Genomic DNA, 24,261 nt, shown 5'->3' with positions numbered 1-24,261 from the left:
GGGAGCTTCAGCGCTCCCCGTCGGTGCCGAGCACGGGCCCCAGCACCCGGTCGAGGTCGGTGAGCGCGCGGGACCACACCCCCGGTGAGGGCACGTAGTGGTTGTAGTAGCTGGAGCCCTCGGCGGGTGGGCCGAAGACCGCGACGGCGGTCCGGGGTCCGCCGTCCCGCGCGGTGGCGTAGCCGTCCCGGTCCAGCAGGAGGCGGGCGGACCGGTCGCTCCCGGTCCCCGCCCAGGAGCGCAGCGCCGACCCCACGGGGTCGAGCTCGCTGTCCGGAGACGGCCAGGTCAGGTTGGCGCGCACCAGGTGGTCGACCTCGACGCGGCACGGTTCGGCCAGTTCGGTGGAGACCAGCGACCACTGGTCGCCGACCCGCTCCAGGTGGGCCCGAGGACCGGGCCCCAGGCTCACCACACCGGCCTCCACCAACGCGAACAGCTCCTCGATCCGCTCCTTCTGCGGGCAGATCACCGTCCGGTTGATCAGCGGCGCGTACTCGTCGATGAAGTACCGGTGCGACTCCTCGGTCAGCCCCGGCGGGTCGAGCGCGGCGCGCACGCTCTCGCGGTGGTCGCGCAGCACCTCCAGCGCTTCCTTGACCGGGCTCACGCCGAGGCCCAGTTCGGCCTCCACCAGGTCGGCCCGCGCCGCGGCGAGCACGGCGTCGCGGTACGCGTCGTAGGTCGCCCACGACGTGGGCACGGGGGAGAGGGCGCGTTCGACCGCCGCCACCTGTTCCGGTGTCGCCGACGCCATCCGACCGGCGACCTCCCGGCGGATCAGCGGTTCCACGTCGCGCCGGAAGTCGAGCAGCCCTCCCGGCACCCGCTCGCGCAGCTCCGCCACGGCGGCGGGCGTGAAGTGCTCGGCGGGAGCGGCCACGCGGCCCTCCCTGGTCCGGGGACGCGCGCACGGCAGCAGCCCGGCCCGGCTGCTCAGCACGATCCGGGGCTCCTTGCCCGAAGGTTCGTAGCCGTCCTCGCCGAACACGCCGCCGCGGCCCACGGTCAGCGCCGCGATGACGTCCATCGCGGTAAGACCGGTGCCCAGCAGCGCGACCGTCGAGCCCTCCGGGATCGAGTCGGTCCGCACCGGCAGCGGGTACGGCACGTCCACCAGGACGCCGCCCGCGTGCGGTGTGGAGTCCGCCAGGCCGTGCCCGGTCGTCACCAGCGCCACGTCCACCCGGTGGCTGCTGCCGTCGGCCAGCACCACCACGGCGCCCGACCCGTCCGGCCGCACGTCCCGCGCCACGGCGGGGATGTGCCGCACGGTCAGCCGCGAGGGCACGCGGTCGAGCAGGTCCCGCACCGCCCACTGGAGGTACTCGCCGAGCAGTCGCCGCGGCAGGAACTCGTCGAACCGCACCGGACCGTGGTGCTCGAGGCACCACTCGAACAGGCTGGGTCCCGTCGTCACCGGCGCGCCCGGCGCCATCCGCTCGTCGGAGAAGATGGTCAGCTGCGACGCGATGGTGTTCAGCAACAGGTAGTCGGGCTGCTTGACGTCGTGGATGCCCAGTCCCAGCTCACCCGGCTCGATGAGCAGCAGCTCCAACGGCGGACCGGGTAAACGCGTGTGGCTGATCACCCGTTCCAGCACCGACAGCCCGCGCGGGCCCACTCCGATGACCGCGATGCGCACGGGGTTCACCACCGCCGCGTCTCGCCGAAGAAGTCCGGGATCTCGATCGCCAGTCCCTGTTCACGCGCCGCGAGCAGCACGTGCTGCCCGACCGCGAGGTCCAGCACACCGAGGCCGAACGGCGACACCAGCACGCCGCGCGACGGGTCGGGCAGCGCCCGGCCCCGCACCACGTCCGCGATGGTGCCGGTGACGAAGTCCCGGTTGCCCGATTCCTGCTCCGCCAGGTGCGGCGAGGTGTTGGCCTTCATGCAGTGCTCGACGTCGTCGAAGTAGTTCTGCGCGCCGAGCACCACCGACGGCGCGAAGTCGCGCAGCGAGATGTTCAGCACGACCTGGCCCGGCCGCACCGCTTGCGAGATGTGCGGGGCGGCGGCGGTCGTCGCCGTGACCACGGTCTGCGCGGCCAGTGCCTCGTCGACCGTCGCCACGCGCACCGCGGCCACTCCCAGCTCGTCCTTGGCCAGCGCCACCAGGTTCTCGGCCGACGGCTGGTGCAGGTCGAACACCGTCAGCCGGTCGATCCGGTAGCCGACCGCGGCCAGGTAGCGCACGATCGTCCGGGCGATGACGCCCGCCCCGATGATCGCCACCTCGCCGTTGCCCGGCACGTGCCGGGCCAGCGCCCGCGCCGCCACGGCCGCCGACGCCGCGGTGCGCGCCGAACTGATCGACGCCGCTTCCAGCAGCGCCCGCGGATAACCGGTCTCGTAGTCGTTGAGCACCAGGACGGCGGAGGCGCGCGGCACGTCCTGCTGCGTGTTGGCGGGGAAGCTGGAGATCCACTTGATGCCCGCGACCGGCGCGGACGACAGGTCGGCGAACGCGGGCAGCGCGATGATCCGCGCGTCCGGTTTCTCCGGGAATCTCAGGAAGTAGCTGTCCGGGTTGACCGTCCGTCCGTCTTCGTGGCGCAGGTAGGCGTCTTCGACGACGTCCACCACGTCGAGCTTCGAGGTGTCGAGGATGTCCTTGACCACCTTGCCGGGAACGACCTCAAACGAGAACATCGCGCTGCCCTTCCTCCAGTGGCCGTTCGGGGGTGAGCGCACGCCCCAGGCCGTTCTCGACCACCCAGTCGTCGTCGTAGATGGTGTCCAGGTACCGCTCGCCGAGGTCCGGCGAGATCGCCACGATCGTGTCGTCCGGATCGATGTCGGCGGCCTGGCTGCGGATCGCCGCCAGCACCGTTCCGGTCGAGCCGCCCGCGAGCAGACCCGTCGAGCGGGCCAGCCATCGGCACTCGCGCACCGTTTCGTCCTCGGGGACCAGCACGACCTCGTCCGGCGCGTCCGGGGACAGCAGTTCGGGACGCCTGCTGGTGCCGAGGCCGGGGATCAGCCGCCGCTTCGGCTCCGACCCGAAGTTCACCGAGCCGACCGTGTCCACCGCGACGATCCGCGTTTTCGGGCTGTGCACCCGGAAGTAGTCGGAGACGCCCATCAGCGTCCCGCCCGTGCCGACGCCGACGAACAGGTGGTCCACCCGCTCGAACTGCTCCAGCACGGCCGGAGCGGTGGTGTGCTCGTGCGCCAGCGGGTTGTTCGGATTGGCGTACTGGTTGACCCAGAACAGGTCCCGTTCCCGTTCCAGGCGCTCGCGGATGTAGTTGATCCGGGACCCCAGGTACCCGCCGTTCTCGTCGCGTTCCTGGATCACCACGACCTCGGTGCCCAGCGCCCGCATGATGGCGACCGCCGAGGCGTTGGAGTTCGGGTCCGTGACGCAGGTCAGGCGGTAGCCCTTCGCCGCGCAGATCACGGCCAGCGCGACGCCGAGGTTCCCGGACGTGGACTCGATGATCCGCACCTTGCCCAGGTCGACACCGGACAGCTCCGCGCCGACGAGAACGCTCCGCGCTGTCTTGAGCTTGATCGAACCGCCCGCGTTGAGGCCCTCGAGCTTGAGGTACAGGCGGTTGAGGTCGCCCAGGCCGGATATTCGCAAGAAGACGTCATCCCGCACCAAGTCATAGACACGATCTGTGATCAACACGATCCTCCAATGCGGGTTCACGTCGGGTGGTCGAACGGGCGGGCGCCTGCTACCCGGATGACGCGGGCTCAAGCGCTCGGCAGGACCTCCAGCGGAGGCTGCCGGCCGAGCAGGGCGAGGTCGTACCCCAGCTGCCGGACCGCGTCGCCACCAGCGGCGGGGTCGTCCACCGTTGTCCGCCCGCGCTCGTGAACCCGTTGCAGCGCGGTGGTGGTGAACTCGGTGGACGTGACCGCGGCCAGTGCCGCCACCAGCGCGCGCAGTCCTGGCGCCGTGGTCACGACCGGGATGGAGAGGTGCGTGGCCGCGGCCCGCACGACCTTGGCCAGTGGAGTCCGGTCGAGGGTGACGACCAGCACCACCCCGTCCTCCAACCTGCGGCGGACGTCCACTTCGGACTGATCTGCCCAGGTGACCGTTTCCAGCCCGTGCCCGCGCAACGCGTCGAGCACGGGGAGCAGCTTCGCCTCCTGCGCCCGCGTGGACGAGACGTAGACCTTCCCCTCGGTGGGCAGTGCGATGCCCGCCGCCAGCTGGGACTTGGCGAACGCCGCGCCGAACGACTCGTCGATGCCCATGACCTCGCCGGTCGACTTCATCTCCGGGCCCAGCAACGGGTCCACGCCCAGCCCCGCGGCGGTGCGGAAGCGGTGGAACGGGAGGACTGCCTCCTTCACCGCGATCGGCCCGCCCGTCAGGGTGCTGCCGTCCCGTTCGGGGAGGACACCCTCGGTACGCAGTTGCGCCACGGTCGCGCCGAGCATGATCCGTGCGGCGGCCTTGGCCATCGACACGGCGGTCGCCTTGGACACGAACGGCACCGTCCGCGACGCGCGCGGGTTGGCCTCCAGCACGTACAGCACGTCGTCCTTGAGGGCGTACTGGACGTTGAGCAGCCCCCGCACCCCGATGCCCTTGGCGATGGCCTCGGTCGAGCGACGCACCGCGTCGATGTCGGTCTCGCCCAGAGTGATGGGCGGCAGGGTGCAGGCGGAGTCGCCGGAATGCACACCCGCTTCCTCGATGTGCTCCATCACCCCGCCGATGAACACGTCCGTGCCGTCGTACAGGGCGTCCACGTCGATCTCGATCGCGTCGTCGAGGAACCGGTCCACCAACACCGGGTGCTCCGGACTCACCTCCGTGGCACGGGCGATGTACCCGGCCAACGTCGGCTCGTCGTACACGATCTCCATCCCACGCCCACCCAGCACGTAGGAGGGGCGCACGAGTACGGGGTAGCCGATCTCGTCGGCGATGGCCTTGGCCTCCTCGAACGAGGTCGCCATCCCGTACTTCGGCGCCGGCAACCCCGCCTCGGTGAGCAGCTTCCCGAACGCCCCCCGCTCCTCGGCCAGGTGGATCGCCTCCGGCGGGGTGCCCACGATCGGCACACCCGCATCCGCCAGCCGTTGCGCCAACCCCAGCGGCGTCTGACCGCCCAACTGCACGATCACCCCGGCCACCGTGCCCGAGCGCTGCTCGGAGTGCACGACCTCGATGACGTCCTCGAACGTGAGCGGCTCGAAGTACAGGCGGTCGGAGGTGTCGTAGTCGGTCGACACCGTCTCGGGGTTGCAGTTGACCATCACGGTCTCGAACCCCGCCGCCCGCAACGCCATCGCCGCGTGCACGCAGGAGTAGTCGAACTCGATGCCCTGCCCGATCCGGTTCGGGCCCGACCCGAGGATGAGGACCTTCTCGCGCTCGCGCTGCTCGGTCACCTCGGTCTCCGCGTTCGGGTCCAACTCGTAGGCGGAGTAGTGGTACGGCGTCTTGGCCGCGAACTCCGCCGCGCAGGTGTCCACCGTCTTGTAGACCGGCCGCACCCCCAGGCGGTGCCGCAACGTCCGCACCCCGTCCTCGCCTGCCAACTCCGAGCGCAGCACGGCGATCTGCCGGTCCGACAACCCGGCGCGCTTGGCCTTGCGCAACAGGGTCTCGTCCAGCACGGGGGCGGCCTCGATCTCGCCGCGCAGCTCGTTGAGCCACGCGATCTGCTCGATGAACCACGGATCGATCCCCGACGCCTGGTGCACCTGCTCGATGCTCGCGCCGAACCGCAACGCCCGATCCACCGTGTAGAGCCGGCCGTCATGGCCCGCGCCCAACGCCTCCAGGAGCCCTTCCAGCGTGGTGCCCTCGGGGTCGGGGCGGGTCCAGAAGCCGGCGTCCTTGGTCTCCATGGACCGCATCGCCTTGCCCAGCGCCTCCACGAAGTTGCGCCCCATCGACATCGCCTCACCGACCGACTTCATCGTCGTGGTGAGGGTGGGGTCCGCGCCGGGGAACTTCTCGAACGCGAACCGCGGGATCTTCACCACCACGTAGTCCAACGTCGGCTCGAAACTGGCCGGGGTCTCACCGGTGATGTCGTTGCGGATCTCGTCCAGGGTGTAACCGATCGCCAGCTTCGCGGCGATCTTCGCGATCGGGAAACCCGTCGCCTTCGACGCCAACGCCGACGAACGCGACACACGCGGGTTCATCTCGATGACGACCATCCGACCGGTCGACGGCTCGATCGCGAACTGGATGTTGCAACCGCCGGTGTCCACACCGACCTCGCGGATGACCTGGATACCGACGTTGCGCATGTGCTGGAACTCGCGGTCGGTCAACGTCATCGCCGGCGCCACCGTCACCGAGTCACCGGTGTGCACACCCATCGGGTCGATGTTCTCGATCGAGCACACGACCACCACGTTGTCGTTGCGGTCGCGCATCAACTCCAGCTCGTACTCCTTCCACCCGAGCACGCTCTCCTCGATCAACACCTCCGTCACCGGCGACTCCGCAAGACCGGACTTGGCCAACCGCTCCAGCTCGTCCGGCGTGTGCGCCATGCCCGAACCGAGACCGCCCATCGTGAACGACGGCCGGATGACCACGGGCAGACCGAGATCCGCCACGGTCTCGCGGACCTCTTCCATCGACTTGCACACCGCGCTGCGCGGGACCTCGGCGCCGATCTTGCGAACCAGCTCCTTGAAGATCTGCCGGTCCTCGCCGCGGTTGATCGCGTCGATGTCCGCACCGATCAACTCGACGTCGTACTTCTCCAGCACACCGCGTTCATGCAGCGCGATGGCGGTGTTGAGCGCGGTCTGCCCGCCCAGGGTCGCCAGGATGGCATCGGGGCGCTCGATCGCGATGACCTTCTCGACGAACTCCGCCGTGATCGGCTCGATGTAGGTCGCGTCCGCGAACTCCGGGTCCGTCATGATCGTCGCGGGGTTGGAGTTCACCAGCGAGACCCGGATGCCCTCCTCCCGCAGCACCCGGCAGGCCTGGGTGCCGGAGTAGTCGAACTCGCACGCCTGGCCGATGACGATCGGGCCGGACCCGATCACCAGGACGTGCTTGATGTCAGTGCGCTTCGGCATCAGCGGGCCTCGCTCATCAGGTTCGCACCGGCATGGCGGGACATCAGGTCGCAGAACTCGTCGAACAACGTCGCGGCGTCGTGCGGACCGGCCGCGGCCTCGGGGTGGTACTGCACGCTGAACGCGGGCACGTCGAGCGCGCGGACGCCCTCGATCGTGTTGTCGTTCGGGCAGTAGTGGCTCAGCAGGACGCGGCCGAAGTCCGAGGAGAACTCCTCGCCGGGCTCGCCTTCCAGCGCGAAACCGTGGTTCTGCGACGTGATCGCGACCTTGCCGGTCGCCACGTCGATCACCGGGATGTTGATGCCGCGGTGGCCGTAGCGCATCTTGTACGTGTCGCGGCCCAGCGCGCGGCCCAGGATCTGGTTGCCGAAGCAGATCCCGAACAACGGGATCCGCCGCTCCAGCACCGACCTCGTCAGCTCGACCGCGTGCGTCTGCGTAGCCGGGTCGCCCGGCCCGTTGGACAGGAACACCCCGTCCGGCGCGACCGCCAGCAGGTCGTCCATTGTGGACGTCAGCGGCAGCACGTGCACCTCGACACCGCGAGCGGCCAGCATCCTCGGGGTGTTCGACTTGATGCCCAGATCCAGTGCGGCGACCCGGAAACGCCGTTCCCCCAGTGCTTTCACGACGTACGACTCCGGTGTGGTCACGTCACTCGCGAGGTCCGCGCCCGCCATCCGGGGGGAGTCCAGCACCCTGGCGACCATCTCGGCCGCCGACGCGAGGTGGCTGCCCGAGAACACGCCGGCGCGCATCGCACCCTGCTCGCGCAGGTGCCGCGTCAGCATCCTGGTGTCCACACCCGCGATGCCGACGATCCCCTGGCGGACCAGTTCGTCGTCCAGCGACCGCTTCGAACGCCAGTTGGACGGCACCCGCGCCGGGTCGCGCACGACGTACCCGGCGACCCAGGCACGTCCCGATTCGCCGTCCTCGTCGTTCCAGCCGGTGTTCCCGATCTGCGGTGCTGTCTGCACCACGATCTGGCGGTGGTAGGACGGGTCGGTCAGCGTCTCCTGGTACCCGGTCATGCCGGTGGAGAACACCACCTCGCCCAGGCAGGCACCGACCGCGCCGTAGGACTCACCGCGGAAGACACGACCGTCTTCGAGAACCAGTGCCGCGTCGATTTGCACACCGCCTCCAGGCACACTGAGCCGACGCACCGGTGGAACCGGCGCGTTTGAGCAGATTTGGTCGAATTAAGAAGGATTAACGCGAGTTGCGCGATGTTGTGCGTTCGCCGTCAGGTGTCGACGGCTGTCGGTACGACCCGGTGGACACAGGTCGTGCACCAATCACCGGGCATACGTGTTTTTTCGCCCCCATGCAGAACACCGTGCATCCCCCAGACGCCCCAGTCCCTCGAACGGGATGTTGGTAACGCTAGCATTCGCGATTACTGCGGGGAAAGTTTCGCAAAAGGCCCAACGGTGAATCCCATGGCACCGATCAGCATTGCCGCGAAATTGCTGCCAACGGTTCTAGACACGATCTTGCGATGGTCTGTTCGCGCCAACCGGCTGGATCGTTCGGTCCAATGTGCCGATCGGGCATCCGGCTCATCCGGCGCCGTGCGAACGGATGGCCCAACCGAAAAGATGCCACACCGGGTTCCTGGCTTCCCCTTCGTCACATCGATGAAACCCGCCGATGGGAGACTTCTGGGTCGACCCGCGGCAGGTTGGTCCGTTCACCGGATCGGGTGGTATGGGGTATCCGAATCCCACAGGGTGGTTACCGGTCCCACCGCCGGCTAAGCTGTGATCATGACGGAAATGGGCAATTTCGGGTTCGCGACCAGGGCGATCCACGCCGGGCAGGCCCCGGATCCGACGACTGGTTCGGTCATCGTCCCGATCCACGCCACCTCCACCTACGCCCAGGACGGCGTCGGTGGTTTGCGCGGCGGCTTCGAGTACTCCCGCACCGGAAACCCCACGCGCTCCGCCCTGGAGGAGTGCCTGGCGTCGCTGGAGGGCGGCAGGCACGGTCGCGCGTTCGCCTCGGGCATGGCCGCCACCGACACCGCGCTGCGCTCGCTGCTGCGCCCCGGCGACCACGTGGTCATCCCGAACGACGCCTACGGCGGCACGTTCCGCCTGCTCGACAAGGTGATGTCGCACTGGGGCATCGAGTACACGCCCGTGTCGCTGTCCGACGTCGACGCCGTGCGCGCGGCCGTCCGGCCGAACACCAAGCTGATCTGGATCGAGACGCCGACCAACCCGGTGCTCCGCATCGCCGACATCGCGCTGCTGGCCGAGTTGGCGCACGACGTCGGCGCGCTGCTGCTGGTGGACAACACCTTCGCCTCGCCGTACATCCAGAGCCCGCTGGAACTGGGCGCGGACGTCGTGCTGCACTCCACCACCAAGTACATCGGCGGCCACTCCGACGTGATCGGCGGCGCGCTGATCACCTCGGACGACGAGCTGGACAAGGCGTTCGGGTTCCTCCAGAACGGCGCGGGCGGGGTGCCCGGCCCGTTCGACGCGTGGCTGACCCTGCGCGGCGTGAAGACCCTCGAGGTCCGCATGGAGAAGCACTGCGACAACACGGAGAAGGTCACCGAGGCGCTGCTGCGGCACTCGAAGGTCACCGAGGTCTTCTACCCCGGCCTGCCCGAGCACCCCGGCCACCAGGTGGCCGCCAAGCAGATGCGCCGCTTCGGCGGCATGGTCTCGTTCACGGTGAAGGGCGGTGAGGAGGAGGCGCTCCGCATCTGCTCCCGCACCAAGCTGTTCACCCTGGCGGAGTCGCTGGGCGGCGTCGAGTCGCTGATCGAGCACCCCGGCCGCATGACGCACCTCAGCACCGCGGGTTCCCCGCTCCAGGTCCCGGCCGACCTGGTCCGCCTGTCGGTGGGAATCGAATCGGCCGACGACCTGATCGCCGACCTGCTGGCGGCCCTGGACTGACCGTTCCCAGTTTTTTCCCATTCAGGGTCGGCACGTCACCGCGGTGACGTGCCGACCCTGTTTTGCGGCCCTGTTGCGGCCATTCGCCGCAAATACGACATTCGTCGATTTTCGCATGTGAATTTCCCACCACCACGAGCCGATCCAATCGAAGAATTCACGTGACGCCGTCTCGGCGAACATGTCAAGGCATTTTCACCGCGACTCGGAGTTCTTTCGCCGCCACTGGTTCACTTCACACGCATTTTGCACAATTCGGTCATCAGGGTCGTCGGTTCGAAAGCGCGAGTGCGAAATCCGTCGGAATCGCCTTCGTCCAGCGGTCCGGTCGACACCGATCGCCGACGACCCGGCGCGGGGGAGTGTCCGGTGGCCGCCCCGGTCGGTCCTCCCGTGCGACAGGCGGGCAGGGGGGAGCACCCACCGCCTCCGAATGGAAGACCGAACGTTCTTTCGTTATCATGGGCGCCATGGCGCGCAGCGAACCCGAGAGCCGGCCGTCGGAGGCACGAACCCGGCTGCTCACCACGGCGAGCGGGATCTTCTACGCGGAGGGGATCCACTCCGTCGGCGTCGACCGGATCCTCTCCGAGGCGCAGGTGACGCGGGCGACCTTCTACCGGCACTTCCCCAGCAAGGAAGACCTCGTTCTCGCCTACCTCAGCGGGGCCGATCGGGCCATTCGCGGCCAAGTCGCCGCGGCCGTCGCGGCGGGACTGTCGCCGATGGACACCCTTCGGGCCGTCGGTGAGTCGATCGCGCAGGGCATCCGGTCACCGGGCTTCCGCGGGTGCGCCTTCCTGAACGCCGTGGCGGAGTACTCCGCTCCCGACCACCCGGTGCACAAGGCCGCCCTCGCCCACCGGCAGTGGTTCCTGGAGACCCTCGTGGAACTGCTGGCGCGCGTCCGCGAGGAGTCCGCCGAACCCGCCGCCCGGCACTACGTCATGCTGCGCGACGGCGCCATGGCCGCGGGCTGCCTGTTCGACCCGACGCTGATCTGCGAGACCTTCCTGCGGGGAGTCGAGGGACTCCTGCTGGCCCACGCCGCGCCCGACCGCACCTGATCACCGGAGACGGGTTCCCGTTGCGCAGTCGGGTGAACGTCGTCAGGCGATCGTCCATTGTGGACGGACGACTCCGTGCCGGTTGACGTCGGGCGGCCCGCATCGAACCGATCCACCGGCCGAAGCTCCCGAAGTTCCCGAAGCGACCCGCGCAACCCCTCCGGACCATGCGCGTCTTAGCTTCCGTTGGTTCGAGGGGACCAATTCGTGAATGGGGTTTTCGTGTTTCGCCGGGTTCATCCGGCATGCGCCGATGGACCGGCGAACTGTCAACACAGGGGGATGACCACTTGTCTCGACGTATTGCCATGGTCGCCGCGCTCGCGGTGTGCACCGGCTTCTTCTCGTCCGGTGTGGCGAGTGCCGACGAATCGAACCGGCTCGCCGTCGAATTGGTCCCGGTTTACAACATGACCGTGTTCGACGAACCCGACTACGGTCTCGAAGGCGTGTGGCACACGTCCAACGCCAGCACGTCCCTGTTCGACGTCGTCGTCACCAACACCGGTTACGAACTCGACGACGACCTGTCCGTCTTCGTGTCCACCACGTTGGAGGTCGTCGACTACGAGGGTTCCGACTGGGACTGCTGGGACGTCGAAGGCGGTGTCCAGTGCCTGAACCAGGACACCACCGTCCACGGGGAGGCGTGGCCGACCCTGCGGATAGTGTCCCACCTCATCAGTGACGAGCAGGACCCCTGGGACACCCTTGACGTGTACGCCGACTCCTCGGTCGGCGACGCGCACGCGGGCGTGCCGCTCTGGGGCCCCGCTTCCCACTAGGCGACCGCCGAACGGTTGCCGGCGTCAGTCCCGCGGAGTGAGCAGGACGATCGGGATTTCCCGCTGGGTCTTCTCCGCGTACTCCTCGTACAACGGGAAGATGGCCGCCATCCGGGCCCAGAGGACTTCCCGTTCGGCGGGGGACGCGACGCGGGCGTGAGCGGTGAACCGGCGGGTGCCGACCTGCACCCCGACGCTCGGGTCCGCCTGGAGGTTCTTGAACCAGGCCGGATCGTCGTCGGCGCCGCCCTTGGAGGCGACGACGACGAAGTCCTCACCCTCGGTGCCGTAGATCAGGCACGTGCGGCGCGCGATACCGGTCTTGCGTCCGGTCGTGGCGAGCACGAGGGTGAGGACGCCGTTCGACTCGTGTCCTTCGGTGCCGCCCGAGGCGAGGTATCCACGGGTGTGCTCGGCGACCCAGTCCCACTGCGAGTCGGTTGCGCGGTCGAGATCATCAGCGACGGCCATGGTGGAAGGATCTCACCCCGCACCCCGATCGCGTGGCCGTTGGCCGGAAATAGCCTGCGGCGAGCAGGGGGCGGGGTCGGTGCGGCAAGTCCGAAGTCGAACGCGAGGGTTCGGCCGTTGTGGAACGCGGCCGCACGCCCCCGGCCGCCCGGTGGTGACAACAGCGTTCCTGGAAACGGTCACCGCGTGCAGGTGAAGCTGGAGGCGCTGTCCGCGTCACCGCCGCGGTACCGGGGCCAGGTCGGGTATTCGCACAGGGGGCGGGTCCGGTCGTGGTTGACGTCGGCCACGACCGGGTTCACGGGCGGCCGTCCCCTCTCGACCCAGCGTTCGAGCGCGGAGAGCGAGTCCCAGCCCGCGGCGAACGCCGGCGTGCCGAAGTTCGCGTGGTTCGCCCCCGGAACGACGTAGTAGCGCGTGGACTCGCGGGCCGACACGGGGCCGAGCAGGTGCCGCACCCGTTGGTAGTAGTCGTTCGTGGAGAGGTGGGAGACCAGTTCGTCGGCGGCGCCGTGGAGCAGGATCAGCTTGCCGCTCGCGCGGGCGAACGGCGGGAGGTCCACGTCGTTGCGATCCTCCAGAGTGGACAGTCGGCTGATCCGGTCGAGCCACTTGCCGGGATCGCGGGGATCGACGTCGAGGGAGTCGTGACCGGGGTCGCGGGTGAGGACGTACCTGACCCACTGCTCCCAGTACTGCAACCCGTAGCCGCTCGTCACCGGCATGGGGTCGGCGGGCGCGGTCGTGCCGAACCCGAGGAACGGGGTAGTCCCCGCGCAGCCGGAACCGCACCGCTTCGTCGCGCCTGTCGCGCAGTTCCGCCTTCGCGTCCTCGAAGGTCAGGCCCGGCTGCGGGCGTCTGCCCCGGTCGACCGGCACCTCGAAGTGGCGCGACAGCTCCACCCCGCCGGGTCCGACGCGGGCGACGTGCCCCGGCGGAAGGCTGCGCACACCGGTGAAGCACGACTCGCCGGGCACCGGCGTCCAGTAGCGCCCGTTGGCCCGGACGCCGTCGGCCGACAGTTCACGGCGCACGTCCGGGAACGCGAACAACCCCTTGATCTCGGAGGCGAAGTGGAAGGCGCCGCCCTGCTCGGTGTAGAACAACGGCCTTTCCCCGAACGGGTCGCGCCCCAGCAGCAGTTCGCGCCGTTCCCGGTCGTAGAAGGCGAACGCGAACTGGCCGTTGAGCCGGTCGAGCGCCCCCTCGCCCCACACCACCAGGCTGTGGAGCAGGACCTCGGTGTCGGACCTCGTGGCGAACGCGACTCCCCGCGCCTCCAGTTCCCGCCGGAGTTCCAGGTAGTTGAAGATCTCCCCGTTGAAGCCCAGCACGAACCGGTCGTCGGCCGTGACCATCGGCTGCTTGCCGAGCAGCGGGTCGATGACCGACAGCCGGACCGTGCCCAGGCTGAACTCCGCGTCGTCGTAGACGCCCGCCTCGTCGGGTCCGCGGTGGGCGATCGCCCGGATACCCCGGCGCAGGCTCGTGATCCGCTCCTCCTTCCGCTTGCCGCTGTTGACGAAGCCGACGACACCGCACATGGACGTACCCCACCTTGTCGAGTGATGGACGAGTGGTGTTCAGACCGATTCGAGGTAGCGGCGCCGTTCCCAGTCGGTCACCTCGGCGTCGGCGGCCGCCTGCTCCGCCCGTCCGAGCAGGCACAGCAACGCCGTCACCTCCTCGCCCAGCGCCGATCGCGCGAACTTGCTGCTGTCCAACCGGATCACGGCCTCGGCGGCGCTCCGCGGCAGCGGCTCGGCGTCGTTGCCCGCGTACACGTCGGTGGTCGCGGCGGGCGGCGGTTCGAGCTGTTCCTCCAGCCCGGCGAGACCCGCCAGCAGTTGGGTGGCCACCAGGAGGTGGGGATTGGCGTCCGCCGCCGCCACCCGGTGCTCCAGCCGTGTGCCGCCGTCGCCGTGCACGAGCGCCCGCACCGCGACGGAACGGTGGTCGAACCCCCACGTGGCGTGCGTCGGCGCGAACGAGTAGCCCACCGATCGCTTGTACCCGTTGGGAGTCGGAACGGCGACGTGGCACGTCTCGGCGGCGTGGCGCAGCAGACCGGCGAGGTAGGACAGCGCCTCCTCGCCCAGTCCCGCGGATTCCTCGTCCCAGAAGGCGTTGCGGCCCGTGTCCCGGCGGCGCAGGCTCTGGTGCACGTGGAGACCGCTCCCGGACGACCCCGCCCGCGGCTTGGCCATGAACGTGGCCAGGTAGCCGTGCACGGCCGCGGTCTGCTTGACCGCGTAGCGGAAGAACAGCAGGTCGTCGGCGGCGACCAACGGCGCGGAGTGGTCGAGGGTGATCTCCACCTGCCCGGCCCCGTACTCCGCCCCGCTCGCCTCCACCACCACACCCACGGCCTCCAGCGCCGCCCGCACGTCCCGGATCACCGGCCACAGGTAGGAGTCGTCGTGCAGGCTGTAGATGGGGTTCCGCGAGTGGCGGGGCAGCAGCGTGTCCGGATCGAGCAGGTAGAACTCGGTCTCCAGCCCGACCACGGGGTCGAACCCCGCTTGCCGGACCTGGTCCTGCGCGCGGCGGAGCACGTGACGCGGGTCGAGCGGATCGGGCTCACCCGCCCGGTCGACGACGTCGCAGAACACCAGCGCCGCCCCTGGGCGCCAGGGAACCAGCCGCAGGGTGGTCAGATCGGGCACCAGGAACACGTCCGGGTAACCGCTCGCCCAGCTGTACCGGCCCACGGGCGGCAGCACGTCGAGGCCGTGGTCGAGGCAGAACACCCCCGACGACATCGCGAACTCCCCGCCCTGCCGGAAGATCGCCGCGGGAACCCGCTTGCCCCGGATCGCCCCCATCATGTCCACGACGGCGAGTTCGACGGTCTCGATCGAGTTGTCGCGGATGAACCGGTCGACTGCCTGCGTTTTGTCCCCGACGATGGCATGGCGCACGGATCAAACGTATGAGGCACGAGGCACGGCAACCACGTCCTGTTTGTACGTGGATGGCGTCGGGTGCCGGTGCGCGGATGCGGGCAGTCGGGTCAGCGGGGGAGGTGGCGGTGTTCCGAACGGCGTTGGTGCTGCTCGGTGTCATGGCGTGCCTCACGGGCCCGCCACCCGTCGCTGCCAGGGGCGCGATGCCCGACTGCGCCGCGTTCGCCGTGCTCGGTGACGCCCGATCAGTCGGCGGCGCGACCTGGACCTACCGGTCGACCGACGAGGGCGTGCGCTACGCGTTGGAGGGTGTGCTGTTCACGCCCGAAGGCGCCGGACCGCACCCCGCCGTCGTGATCAGCCACGGCAGGAACGGCGACGCGGGCACCTACTCGGCGCGGATCGCGCGCACGGTGGTCGGCTGGGGCGTGGTCGCGATCGCCACGAACTACACCCACGCCCCGGACGCGGTCGACCGCGGCAACGCCCCCGACGGGCCGGACGGGGCTTCGCAGGCCAACGTCGAGCGGGCCGAGAAGACCCGGCAGCTGCTGACGTGCGTCGGTGTGGTCGACATGGCCAGGGTGGCCGCGCACGGCAACAGCATGGGCGCCTTCGTGACCATCCGACTGCTCGGCACGCACCCCGGTGTCTTCCGGGCCGCGTCGCACACCTCGGGAGGCATCGGCCCCACCGACCCCCTCTTGGCAGCGCGCATCACCACCCCGTACCAGGTGCACCACGGCGACGCCGACACCGTGGTCCCGCTGTCCTGGGACCAGGCGCTCGCCCGCATCCTCACCGACAGCGGCACGCCGAACGCCCTGCACGTCCACGCGGGCCGCGGCCACCCGGACCTGGCCCACGATCCGCTGGTGTTGTCGCAGGTCCGGGAGTGGTACCGGGCGCACGGCGTTCTCCGGGACTGACCGGTCGGGCTTCGCGAGACACGGCGTCCTCTACCGTCGGTCGCATGCTGCCCGCTGACGGCCACGTGCACTCCGAGTGGTCCTGGGAAGCCGGCGAGGGCTCGATGCGACTGGCCTGCGCCCGCGCCGTCGACCTCGGCCTGCCCGCGATCTCCTTCACCGAGCACGGCGACCTCACGACGTGGACCGTCGGCTCGGGCCTGGTTCCCCGGCTGCCGGAGTGCTTCCGCGCCCGCCTCGGGGCGGACGGGCTGCTGCGGCCGCCGGACCTGGACGTCCCCGGCTACCTGGACGCCGTGCGCCGCTGCCGGGAACTGTTCCCCGGCCTGGTCATCCGGACCGGGGTCGAGCTGAGCGAACCGCACTGGCACGCCGACCGCGTGGCGGACCTGCTGGCCGGTGGCGACTTCGAGCGCGTGCTGGGCTCGGTGCACTCGATCCGCACACCAGAGGGCGACGTCATGGTCGACGAGCTGCTCACGACCCGGCCCGCCGACGAGACCGTGCGCGCCTACCTCGCCGAAGTGCTGCGGATGGTGGAATCGTGCGACGCCTTCCAGGTCCTGGCCCACCTCGACTACCCCGTCCGCTCGTGGCCCGCGAGCGCGGGCCCTTACGACGCCCGCGCCCACGAGGTGGAGGTCCGGGCGGTGCTCAGGGCGCTCGCGGACTCCGGTCGGGCACTGGAGGTCAACACGACCGCGCCGTCGGACGGCGAGGTGGTCGGCTGGTGGCGCGAGGAGGGCGGCACGGCGGTTTCCTTCGGCAGCGACGCCCACGCACCCGCGAAGGTGGCCAGGCGCTTCGCCGAAACGGCGGAACTGGTGAGGGGCAAGGGTTTCGAGCCGGGTCCCTCGGACTTCTGGGTCCGGGTCGACTGATCACCGGCTCGCCCTCGGGCGACGGGGATGCTCAACCGCTGAGCCCGGCGAGTCCGGCTTCGGCGCAGTCGTCGTCGTGCTGCGGCAGTCCGCCGCTGACCGCCACGGCGCCCAGGACGCTGTCGGCTCGCCGGATCAGCATCGACCCCGCACCGGCCAGGATGGGACGACCCGCGGCCCGGTCGAGTTGGGTGAAGAAAGCGGGCCAGGCCTCCTGCATCCGGCGCAGTTCCGCACCGTCGCGACGCACGAGGGCGACGCTGGCCGCCTTGTGCGTGGCGATCTCGGCCGACAGCGGCGGTGCGCCGTCCATCCGGCCGAGAGCCTGGAGGTGCCCGCCCTCGTCGACGACGGCGACCGTGACGCGGGCGCCCAACTCGTCCGCCCGTCGGTGCGCGCTCCTGATCAGTTCGTGAGCCTCGTCGAGCGTGACCGGCATGATTTCCCCTTTTAGTGGACAGGTGTCCTTGCATGTACGACCGTATTCTCATGGTTGGCCGTCCCGCAAGGGGCGGCGGGTGGGAGGATGCGTCCATGGCAGGCACCCCGAGACCCCGTCCGACGGGTCCTCGGCGTCCGAACGCCCGCGGGCAGGGCGAGCTGCTGCGGGACGAGATCGTCGCCAGCGCGGTGCGCATGCTCGACGAACTGGCCGACGACGAGGCGCTGTCGCTGCGAGCGGTCGCACGCGCGCTGTCGATCTCGCCGACCTCGGTCTACCTGTACTTCCCGGACCGCGACGCGCTCGTGCTGGCCGCGATGCAGCACTGCCACGACGAGATGCTGGCAACCGCCGCCCGTGCGGAGACGGGCCACGAGACCCCGGCGTCACGGCTGCGCGCGCGGATCCTGGCGCAGGCGGCCTGGGCGCAGGAACATCCCGGCCTCTACAAGGTCATGCACGAGAGCAAGGCCAGCCGACGCCCTGGGATGCCGTTCAAAGAGGTGCTGCTGACCCGCACCGCGCAGGCCGTGCAGGAGTGCATGGAAGCCGGCACCGCCCCGCCCGACGACGCGCTCACGGTGGCGCTCGACCTCCGCGCCGCCGTGATCGGCATGCTCTCGCTGCGGATCAACGAACCGAACCTGCCGTGGCCGCCCGTCGAGCAGCAGATCGACCGCTTCCTCACCAAGCTCGTCGGACTCGCGACGCCGACCGCGCGCTGAACGCCGGTACACCCGCGGTCCAGCGGTCGGGGACTCCTGTTGTACGGCCCGTGGACGGGACGGGTCTTTCCTGGCGGTCTCGCGCATCGGGGACGGGAGCGCGACCGCGGGGAAGAGGGGGAGCGGCTGATGACGACCGGACGAGTGTCGATGGGCAGGGCAGCGCTGTACGCGGTGTCCGGTGGGTTCCTGACCGTGGCTTTCGGAGTGCTGGGCGCCCAGGACGCCGACGCGGCGGCGAAGCCCCCGGCGGTGAAACCTCCCGTGGTGGTGCCGAAGGCGGTCGAGGCGGCGGCGAAACCGGCCGCGAAGAAGGCACCGGCCACCGAGGCGAAACGCGTGGCGAAACCGAAACCCCTGGCCCAGAAGACCACCAAGCCCAAGCCGGTGCCCAAGCCCCAGGCCAAGCGGGTTCCCAAACCCAAGCCCAGGCTGGTGCCCGTACCCCAGGCCAAACGGATTCCCAAACCCAAGCCGGTGCTCAAGCCCAAGGCCGTTCCCAAGCCCGCGGCGCTGGTGAAGCAGGCCGCCCGAACGCAGCCGAAACCGATCACCCAGGCGAAACGCGCCCCCAAGACCACCAAACCCTTCACGACGAAACCGGCGGCGGCCAAGCAGGCGTCGAAACCCAAGGCCGCCAAACCCCTACCGCAGTCGGTGCGCCTGGCCGAGGCGGCGGCCGAGCGGCAGGCCAAGACCGACCGGCAGTTCCAGGACAAGAAGCAGAAGGCGACCCAGGAGTTGCAGCGGACCGCCTCGGCGCGGGCGGCTTACGCCGAAAGCCAGCGCGGCGGCGCGCCGGGAAGCGGATTGACCCGCCGGATCGCCGAAGCGAAGCAGAAGCAGGTCCGTCCGGCTCACGAGACACCTCTGCGACAGGTGGCCGCGGTCAAGCAGGCCCCGGCGCCCCGGCCGGAACCCGAACGGCGCAAGCCGAACAGCCAACTCGACCGCGCCGAGGACCAGGCCGAGCGGCAAGCCTTGACGGAACGGCAGTTCCAGGAACTCCACGCGGTGAACGGCCAACCCCTCCGAACGCCGAGCGCGGCGTCGCTGAACGCCCCGATCGTTCCGCCGCGCCTCGTCCCGGTGACCACCACCGGTCAGGCGGCAGGCGAGGCGCAGCGCGTCTTCTGGTCGAGTCCCACCGGACGTCGGGCGACCGGGGAGATCGCCTCACTGGCCGCACGGACGTTGGACAACCCCGCCGACGCGGCCATCGACGCCGGTACCAGCCTTGTGGGTGGGCTCGTGGAGGCGGTCGGCGCGGTGACCGGCAACGACACCGTCAAGGCCGCGGGCCAGGTGACCCAAGCCATTTCGGACGAGATCGGGGACGGGGTCGGTGACGCGGTGATGCAGGCGGGCGTCGACGCGCGCAACGAGGCCTATCGGCAGGCCGAGGCGGAGGACGGCACGAAGTACGCCTACGAGGTCTACGTGTCCAGCAGCCGCCACCCCGAATCCGCCCTGCACGTCACCCAGGCGCAGAACGGCGTGGTCTGGCAAGGCGGGACCTGGACGTCGGAAACGGCGAAGCCGAAACTGCTGACCCTCGACCGCGGAGGTGCGAAGAAACGACGACAGCAGTCGTTGCAGGGCATCAAACCCGGGAGCAAGGTCGGCAGGCCGGGGGACGACCGGGACGAGTACCCGTTCGCGGTCAGCGCGGAAGGCGGCAAACAGCCGGATGGCAGTCGTTCGAGCGTGAAGTACATTCCGGAAAAGGACAACAGCGGGGCCGGCGGCAGACTCCCGTCGCAGTTGAGACCGCTCGGCAACGGCGATCAGTTCCTGGTGCTGACAACGGACTGACTTGAGCAGGGATCCACAAAGGACGCACGGGCCCGACGCCACTCGCGTCGGGCCCGCGGTCGATCGTGCTGTCCTCAGATGCCGCAGTTGGGCGCGGACCAGAGCTGGCCGGACCGCAGGGCGGTGTGGACGTGGTCGTTGTGGTCGGGGTAGCCGGGGCCGAGGATCTCGGTGAAGCCGTGGTTGCGGGCCTGCTTGGCGATCGCGCAGTAGCCCTGCACGCCGGCGCCGAGGTCGGCCGCGTCGCCGTACATGTGGCGGCTGGTGGCCGATCCGCCCACCGCGCTGTTGCACGAGACGCTGCGGAAGCCGCCGTTGACCGTGAGCGGGCGGTCGGCGAGCGCGTGGCGCAGCGCTTCGAGCTTCCACATGGTGACGAGCGCGTTCGCCTTGGCCTGCGCGGCCGACACCTTGCCGCCGGACCAGTCGGAGTTGCAGCGGTTCAGCTCGCCGTAGGTGAAGTGGACGGGCGTGCAGTCGTCGTCCTGGAGCGCGTAGATCTTGCTGAACGTGGCGGGGCCCGCGACACCGTCGGCCGCGAGGCCGTAGGCCTGCTGGAAGCGGACGACCGCGGACCGGGTGGCCGCGCCGAACTGGCCGTCGAGGCCGACCACCGCGCCGTAGCCGGGGTAGCCGGAGACGCGGATCTGGAGCTGGCGCACGTCTTCACCGCTCGCGCCCTGCGACAGCGAGCGACTCCAGGTGTAGCACCCGTCCATGACGTGGACGTCGTCCTGCGTCACGGGTCCGGGGTCGGCGGCGGCCGTCCCGGTGAAGGTGAGGACGCTCGCGACGAGCACGAGCAGGATCCTTCGCAGCATGGGGAGGGCACCTTTCGGGGCAGGGGTCGAGGTGGCTTCCGGGAGCGTGTCGGAGGATGGTGATCCGGTCAACGGCATCGCAACACGACACTTCGGTCGAAGCCCACCGGCTTGCCTGCCCGCACGAGCGGGTGTCGACGGTTCGGTCCGCGTGCCACGGTCCGAACAGAACACGAACCGAATCAACGACGCGGTGGCTACGGCAGCGGCCGGTGGTATCTGCCTTCGGGAAAACCGGATGCCCGCGAGTCGGTACTCGCCGCGGCGGCACGGAAAGCCGAGGAGGACTACCGCGACGGCGTTCCGAGATGGACCGGGCACGACCCGACCACCCCGTGGCGGTTCGGGAGTGATCTGCCCGCGACGCCGACCGGTGGCAGACTCCGGATCATGAGCCCACGTGAGGACGAGGTGGAAAGCCGCGCCCATCTGCTGCCCGAGGAGATCGCCGCAGGCGGGAGCGCGGACCCGGAGGCGCAGGCCAAGGCCGTGCTCCAGGAGTCGGAGGACCGGGGCAACGCCCTGCTCCCCGTGCCCGAGGACGAGCAGGGCCCGTCGCCGGAGGACCCGGACGACCGGGAGCACCGGCGGTCCGAGGAGACCACCTGACGCGCCCGACGCAGGGGAGCCGTTCGTCTACGAAGCCTTCAGCGCCGCTTCGGCGGTCGCGTGCACGACGAACAGCTCCTCAAGGCCGGTGAGCCGGACCGAGCGCATCGCCGGTGTGGCCGAGGTGGCGACCAGCCTCACCTCGGTGTCGGGCAGGGCCTGGTCGTGAGCCGCGATCAGGGCCGCCAGCCCCGCTGAGGCGAGCAGCGAGACGTCGTGCAGGTCGATCACGATGACCTGCGGTTCTTCCCGGTGGACGTCGTTCAGCACTGCCCGCAACTGGGTGGCGGTGTGGTGGTCGAGTTCTCCCCGCACCGCCACGACGACCGCGCGGGGGTGCCGTGCCACCGTGATCGCGAACGGTCGTGGGGCGGAAGGCCGCTCACGGACTGGCATGCGTCGTCCACCTTCCCGCGGTTGGCGAGCGGGCACCCGGCACGACGTCCCGGACCCTCCTCGATCCTCGCAGGGGGCGGTGGAGTCCGCCATTCGATCGACGTCGTCCCCGGTGACCGAGACTGGCGGGGGTCAGGAGTCGGACGCGCCCATCACCAGGCCCTCGATGGTGTGCTTCTGGGTGATGGGCCGCAGGGTGTCGACGACGGGGCAGTCGAGGCGGGCGCGCACCGATTCCGGCAGCGACGCCAGGAATCCGCGGGTCACGGCGGTGTCGTGGCGGTCGCCGTTGCCCGCTCCCGGCCCGTCGAGGCCCAGGACGAGGACCGGGCGGCTCTTCGCGGAGTGGTTCGCGGTGCCGCGGTGGACGGTGAGCGCCGAGCGGATCGAGATGTCGCCCATTCGCGGGAACTTGCGCACGGCGAGCTCGCGGTAGCGCGGGTAGGCGTCCCGAGGGGGGAACATGCCGTGCTCGAACGCGCCGCCGCCGTCCCAGTGGGTGCCGGGCGCGATCTCGAACGGCCCCATGTCCGGTTCGGTGTCGACGGCGGTCACGTTGACGGCCAGCGAGTTCAGCCGCCGGTGCACGGCGGTCTCCTCGGGCATGGGGAAGTCCCGGTGCCACGGCTGGTCGACCGCGCCCGCGAGCGGGACGTCGAAGCCGACCTCGACGATCCGGTAGTCCGGGCCCAGCACGGCCTCGGCGACGGCGGTGATCCACGGGTGGGACGCCAGCTCGGCGAACCCGCTCAGCTGCTCGGGGTGGATCTCGACGTAGTAGCGGTTCGGTCCGCGGCCGACCGCGCCGTCCTGGCGCGACCGCGCCTCGGTGAACGCCGTGTCGATGTCCTCGCCCAACCGCCGGACCCAGTCGCGGGTGAACGCCTGCGGCAGGCCGATCACGCCGTCCTGGTCGAGGCGGGCGGTCAACGCCGCGAGTTCCTCGGCGGGCAGCGGGGCGGGTGCGGTTCGGTGCGCGGTCATCGTGGCCTCCGGATGGCATTTGCAACGTGGCACATCTAGTTTGCAACGTGGCATGCCACGTTGCAAGAGCTATGCTCCGATCGACCGAGGAGGAGCGGGATGAACCCGAAGCTGCGGGACGTGGCCGAGCACGCCGGCGTGTCGGTGCGCACGGTGTCCAACGTGGTCAACGACTTCCGCTACGTCGCGCCGTCGACGCGCGAGCGGGTGCAGGCGAGCATCGATGCCCTGGGCTACCGGCCCAACATGGCCGCCCGAACCCTCAGGCGCGGCCGGACCGGGCTGGTGGCGCTGGTGGTCCCGGAGATCGACTCGCCCTACTACGCCGAACTCGCCGCGCGGACGGTGCGCATCGCCGAAGCCCGCGGGTTGACGGTGCTCATCGACCAGACCGACGGTGACGCCGAGCGCGAGACCCAGCTGCTGCACGGCAAGCGCAGCCAACTGGTCGACGGCGTCCTGTTCAGCCCCTGGGCGGTGGCTCCCGCGGAGCTGGCCGCCCGGACCGACACCGTCCCGCTGGTGCTGCTCGGCGAGCACGACGGCCCGGCCGGGGTCGACCACGTCGTGATCGACAACGTCGCGGCCGCGCACGAGGCCACCGCGCACCTGCTGGCGCGCGGTAGACGGCGCATCGCGGCGATGGGCATCCAGCCGTGGTCGCTGAACGCGACGGCGCGCCAACGCCTCGCCGGGTACCGGACCGCGCTGGCCGGAGCGGGACTGCCCGCCGACCCCGACCTGGAGGTGCCGGTGCGGCACCTGCACCGCGCCGACGGCCACGAGGCGATGCTGCGGCTGCTGGACTCGCCCCGACCACCCGACGCGGTGTTCTGCTTCACCGACGAACTCGCGCTCGGCGCGCTGCGGGCGGCCGCCGACCGCGGCGTCGCGGTGCCGGGATCGCTGGCGCTGGTGGGCTTCGACGACGTCGAGGACGGCCGGTTCAGCGTTCCGGCGCTCACGACGGTGTCCCCGGACAAGAGCCGCATCGCCGAACTGGCCCTGGACCTCCTGACCGACCGCACGGTGGCGCCGCGACCACCGCGCTCGGTCATCGCTCCGCACCGGCTGGTGGTGCGCGAGACGAGTTGAGCCGGTCGCGACCGGGTACCCGGGGCGAGGAAATCCGGCCGGAACACCGGGTCGCGGGTGCCGTGCCCGGTCGACCTGCGGGTGCGGACGGCAGGGGTCGCCCTGGTCAACCTGATCGTCATCGCGACGCCTCCGGTGCGGGGCGCTGAAGTGCTCGCGTACGTGGTGAACGGGTCGATCCAAGTGAACGGACTCCTGCTGGCGGCTGAACACCCGCCACGTGTTGTCCGGCGAGCAGGACCGGCCGCTGCCGCGTGGGTTCGACGCGGGCGCGCTGTTGCGCGGCTACGAGCGGGTGGTGTGCTTCGCGATCCAGCGGACCGCGAAGACCAACACGGCGATGCAGGTCTACCGGATCCCGGACTACGCCTTTGAGGGCAT

Annotated in this window: 21 protein-coding genes and 1 pseudogene; 9 read left to right on the top strand and 13 right to left on the bottom strand. The window is 70.2% G+C overall.

What is annotated here, in order from left to right; genetic code table 11:
* Positions 1-7: 7 nt before the first annotated feature.
* From RM788_RS01925 to carA, 5 genes are all read right to left on the bottom strand, one after another.
* Positions 8-1,645 (bottom strand): FAD/NAD(P)-binding protein, encoded by a 1,638-nt coding sequence (locus RM788_RS01925; protein WP_315929703.1) that lies wholly within the window; start codon positions 1,643-1,645, stop codon positions 8-10.
* Positions 1,646-1,650: 5 nt separating this feature from the next.
* Positions 1,651-2,655 carry a 2,3-diaminopropionate biosynthesis protein SbnB gene (gene sbnB, locus RM788_RS01920; RefSeq protein ID WP_315929702.1) on the bottom strand — a complete coding sequence of 335 codons (1,005 nt, stop codon included), beginning with the start codon at positions 2,653-2,655 and terminating at the stop codon, positions 1,651-1,653.
* Complete coding sequence (gene sbnA / locus RM788_RS01915; RefSeq protein ID WP_315929701.1) at positions 2,642-3,610, bottom strand: 2,3-diaminopropionate biosynthesis protein SbnA; 969 nt, start codon at positions 3,608-3,610, stop codon at positions 2,642-2,644. The genes sbnB and sbnA overlap by 14 nt, the downstream gene beginning before the upstream one ends.
* A 98-nt stretch (positions 3,611-3,708) precedes the next feature.
* Positions 3,709-7,026 (bottom strand): carbamoyl-phosphate synthase large subunit, encoded by a 3,318-nt coding sequence (carB, locus tag RM788_RS01910; protein ID WP_315929700.1) that lies wholly within the window; start codon positions 7,024-7,026, stop codon positions 3,709-3,711.
* Entirely contained in the window at positions 7,026-8,168 is a 1,143-nt protein-coding gene (carA, locus tag RM788_RS01905; protein ID WP_315929699.1) for a glutamine-hydrolyzing carbamoyl-phosphate synthase small subunit, read from the bottom strand. Before carA ends, carB begins: the two co-directional genes overlap by 1 nt.
* Before the next feature lie 633 nt (positions 8,169-8,801).
* On the opposite strand from carA, the gene RM788_RS01900 reads away from it, so the two are divergent.
* The 3 genes from RM788_RS01900 to RM788_RS01890 all read left to right on the top strand — a co-directional run bounded on the left by RM788_RS01900 (position 8,802) and on the right by RM788_RS01890 (position 11,805).
* Positions 8,802-9,953, top strand: coding sequence for a cystathionine gamma-synthase (locus RM788_RS01900; protein WP_315929698.1), 1,152 nt, complete (start codon positions 8,802-8,804; stop codon positions 9,951-9,953).
* 470 nt (positions 9,954-10,423) lie between these two features.
* Positions 10,424-11,020, top strand: coding sequence for a TetR/AcrR family transcriptional regulator (locus RM788_RS01895; RefSeq protein ID WP_315929697.1), 597 nt, complete (start codon positions 10,424-10,426; stop codon positions 11,018-11,020).
* 290 nt (positions 11,021-11,310) lie between these two features.
* Complete coding sequence (locus RM788_RS01890) at positions 11,311-11,805, top strand: hypothetical protein (protein WP_315929696.1); 495 nt, start codon at positions 11,311-11,313, stop codon at positions 11,803-11,805.
* A gap of 24 nt (positions 11,806-11,829) precedes the next feature.
* On the opposite strand, the gene RM788_RS01885 is transcribed toward RM788_RS01890, so the two are convergent.
* The 4 genes and pseudogenes from RM788_RS01885 to RM788_RS01875 form a co-directional block, all read right to left on the bottom strand.
* Positions 11,830-12,276 (bottom strand): nitroreductase family deazaflavin-dependent oxidoreductase, encoded by a 447-nt coding sequence (locus RM788_RS01885; protein ID WP_315929695.1) that lies wholly within the window; start codon positions 12,274-12,276, stop codon positions 11,830-11,832.
* Positions 12,277-12,455: 179 nt separating this feature from the next.
* A complete protein-coding gene (locus RM788_RS01880) occupies positions 12,456-12,995 on the bottom strand; it encodes a tannase/feruloyl esterase family alpha/beta hydrolase (RefSeq protein WP_315929694.1) in 540 nt (179 codons plus the stop codon).
* A 340-nt stretch (positions 12,996-13,335) separates the two neighbouring features.
* A pseudogene (locus RM788_RS52820) lies at positions 13,336-13,821 on the bottom strand (asparagine synthetase B); the annotation flags it as partial.
* A 39-nt stretch (positions 13,822-13,860) separates the two neighbouring features.
* Positions 13,861-15,198, bottom strand: a complete 1,338-nt coding sequence (locus tag RM788_RS01875) for a glutamine synthetase family protein (RefSeq protein WP_315929693.1) — start codon at positions 15,196-15,198, stop codon at positions 13,861-13,863.
* 110 nt (positions 15,199-15,308) lie between these two features.
* Between RM788_RS01875 and RM788_RS01870 the strand changes: the two genes are divergently transcribed.
* A complete protein-coding gene (locus tag RM788_RS01870) occupies positions 15,309-16,112 on the top strand; it encodes an alpha/beta hydrolase family protein (RefSeq protein ID WP_315929692.1) in 804 nt (267 codons plus the stop codon).
* Positions 16,113-16,156: 44 nt separating this feature from the next.
* Positions 16,157-16,993 (top strand): PHP domain-containing protein, encoded by an 837-nt coding sequence (locus RM788_RS01865; RefSeq protein ID WP_315929691.1) that lies wholly within the window; start codon positions 16,157-16,159, stop codon positions 16,991-16,993.
* A gap of 31 nt (positions 16,994-17,024) precedes the next feature.
* Here the strand turns inward: RM788_RS01865 and RM788_RS01860 are convergent, their stop codons facing one another.
* The gene (locus RM788_RS01860) at positions 17,025-17,432 is read right to left on the bottom strand and encodes a GlcG/HbpS family heme-binding protein (protein WP_315929690.1); all 408 of its coding nucleotides are present in this window, start codon (positions 17,430-17,432) and stop codon (positions 17,025-17,027) included.
* Between the two features lie 95 nt (positions 17,433-17,527).
* Between RM788_RS01860 and RM788_RS01855 the strand changes: the two genes are divergently transcribed.
* Both RM788_RS01855 and RM788_RS01850 read left to right on the top strand, forming a co-directional pair.
* On the top strand, positions 17,528-18,160 hold the full coding sequence (locus RM788_RS01855; RefSeq protein ID WP_315929689.1) for a TetR/AcrR family transcriptional regulator: 633 nt from the start codon (positions 17,528-17,530) through the stop codon (positions 18,158-18,160).
* Positions 18,161-18,289: 129 nt separating this feature from the next.
* Positions 18,290-19,975, top strand: a complete 1,686-nt coding sequence (locus RM788_RS01850) for a NucA/NucB deoxyribonuclease domain-containing protein (RefSeq protein ID WP_315929688.1) — start codon at positions 18,290-18,292, stop codon at positions 19,973-19,975.
* Positions 19,976-20,049: 74 nt separating this feature from the next.
* Here RM788_RS01850 and RM788_RS01845 read toward each other — a convergent pair whose 3' ends face one another.
* Positions 20,050-20,796 (bottom strand): D-Ala-D-Ala carboxypeptidase family metallohydrolase, encoded by a 747-nt coding sequence (locus tag RM788_RS01845; protein ID WP_315929687.1) that lies wholly within the window; start codon positions 20,794-20,796, stop codon positions 20,050-20,052.
* A 390-nt stretch (positions 20,797-21,186) separates the two neighbouring features.
* On the opposite strand from RM788_RS01845, the gene RM788_RS01840 reads away from it, so the two are divergent.
* The gene (locus RM788_RS01840; protein ID WP_315929686.1) at positions 21,187-21,405 is read left to right on the top strand and encodes a hypothetical protein; all 219 of its coding nucleotides are present in this window, start codon (positions 21,187-21,189) and stop codon (positions 21,403-21,405) included.
* A gap of 27 nt (positions 21,406-21,432) precedes the next feature.
* Here RM788_RS01840 and RM788_RS01835 read toward each other — a convergent pair whose 3' ends face one another.
* On the bottom strand, positions 21,433-21,801 hold the full coding sequence (locus RM788_RS01835; protein ID WP_315929685.1) for an STAS domain-containing protein: 369 nt from the start codon (positions 21,799-21,801) through the stop codon (positions 21,433-21,435).
* 132 nt (positions 21,802-21,933) lie between these two features.
* Positions 21,934-22,785, bottom strand: coding sequence for a phytanoyl-CoA dioxygenase family protein (locus RM788_RS01830; protein ID WP_315929684.1), 852 nt, complete (start codon positions 22,783-22,785; stop codon positions 21,934-21,936).
* 99 nt (positions 22,786-22,884) lie between these two features.
* On the opposite strand from RM788_RS01830, the gene RM788_RS01825 reads away from it, so the two are divergent.
* A complete protein-coding gene (locus RM788_RS01825) occupies positions 22,885-23,880 on the top strand; it encodes a LacI family DNA-binding transcriptional regulator (RefSeq protein ID WP_315929683.1) in 996 nt (331 codons plus the stop codon).
* Positions 23,881-24,261: the final 381 nt, after the last annotated feature.

It is taken from the genome of Umezawaea sp. Da 62-37, assembly GCF_032460545.1.
In the GTDB taxonomy this organism is placed as follows: Bacteria; Actinomycetota; Actinomycetes; order Mycobacteriales; family Pseudonocardiaceae; genus Umezawaea.
The sequence above is the reverse complement of the archived record's forward strand: the minus strand, read 5'-3'. Positions and strand labels throughout refer to the sequence as shown.

What these genes read in the sequence shown, in the direction of transcription:
- RM788_RS01855 (WP_315929689.1), top strand. Translation starts at nt 17,528, where the DNA reads ATGGCAGGCACCCCGAGACCCCGTCCGACGGGTCCTCGGCGTCCGAAC.
- RM788_RS01845 (WP_315929687.1), bottom strand. Translation starts at nt 20,796, where the DNA reads ATGCTGCGAAGGATCCTGCTCGTGCTCGTCGCGAGCGTCCTCACCTTC.
- RM788_RS01885 (WP_315929695.1), bottom strand. Translation starts at nt 12,276, where the DNA reads ATGGCCGTCGCTGATGATCTCGACCGCGCAACCGACTCGCAGTGGGAC.
- sbnB (WP_315929702.1), bottom strand. Translation starts at nt 2,655, where the DNA reads ATGTTCTCGTTTGAGGTCGTTCCCGGCAAGGTGGTCAAGGACATCCTC.
- RM788_RS01830 (WP_315929684.1), bottom strand. Translation starts at nt 22,785, where the DNA reads ATGACCGCGCACCGAACCGCACCCGCCCCGCTGCCCGCCGAGGAACTC.
- RM788_RS01900 (WP_315929698.1), top strand. Translation starts at nt 8,802, where the DNA reads ATGACGGAAATGGGCAATTTCGGGTTCGCGACCAGGGCGATCCACGCC.
- RM788_RS01840 (WP_315929686.1), top strand. Translation starts at nt 21,187, where the DNA reads ATGAGCCCACGTGAGGACGAGGTGGAAAGCCGCGCCCATCTGCTGCCC.
- RM788_RS01850 (WP_315929688.1), top strand. Translation starts at nt 18,290, where the DNA reads ATGACGACCGGACGAGTGTCGATGGGCAGGGCAGCGCTGTACGCGGTG.
- RM788_RS01895 (WP_315929697.1), top strand. Translation starts at nt 10,424, where the DNA reads ATGGCGCGCAGCGAACCCGAGAGCCGGCCGTCGGAGGCACGAACCCGG.
- carB (WP_315929700.1), bottom strand. Translation starts at nt 7,026, where the DNA reads ATGCCGAAGCGCACTGACATCAAGCACGTCCTGGTGATCGGGTCCGGC.
- RM788_RS01865 (WP_315929691.1), top strand. Translation starts at nt 16,157, where the DNA reads ATGCTGCCCGCTGACGGCCACGTGCACTCCGAGTGGTCCTGGGAAGCC.
- RM788_RS01860 (WP_315929690.1), bottom strand. Translation starts at nt 17,432, where the DNA reads ATGCCGGTCACGCTCGACGAGGCTCACGAACTGATCAGGAGCGCGCAC.
- RM788_RS01835 (WP_315929685.1), bottom strand. Translation starts at nt 21,801, where the DNA reads ATGCCAGTCCGTGAGCGGCCTTCCGCCCCACGACCGTTCGCGATCACG.
- RM788_RS01825 (WP_315929683.1), top strand. Translation starts at nt 22,885, where the DNA reads ATGAACCCGAAGCTGCGGGACGTGGCCGAGCACGCCGGCGTGTCGGTG.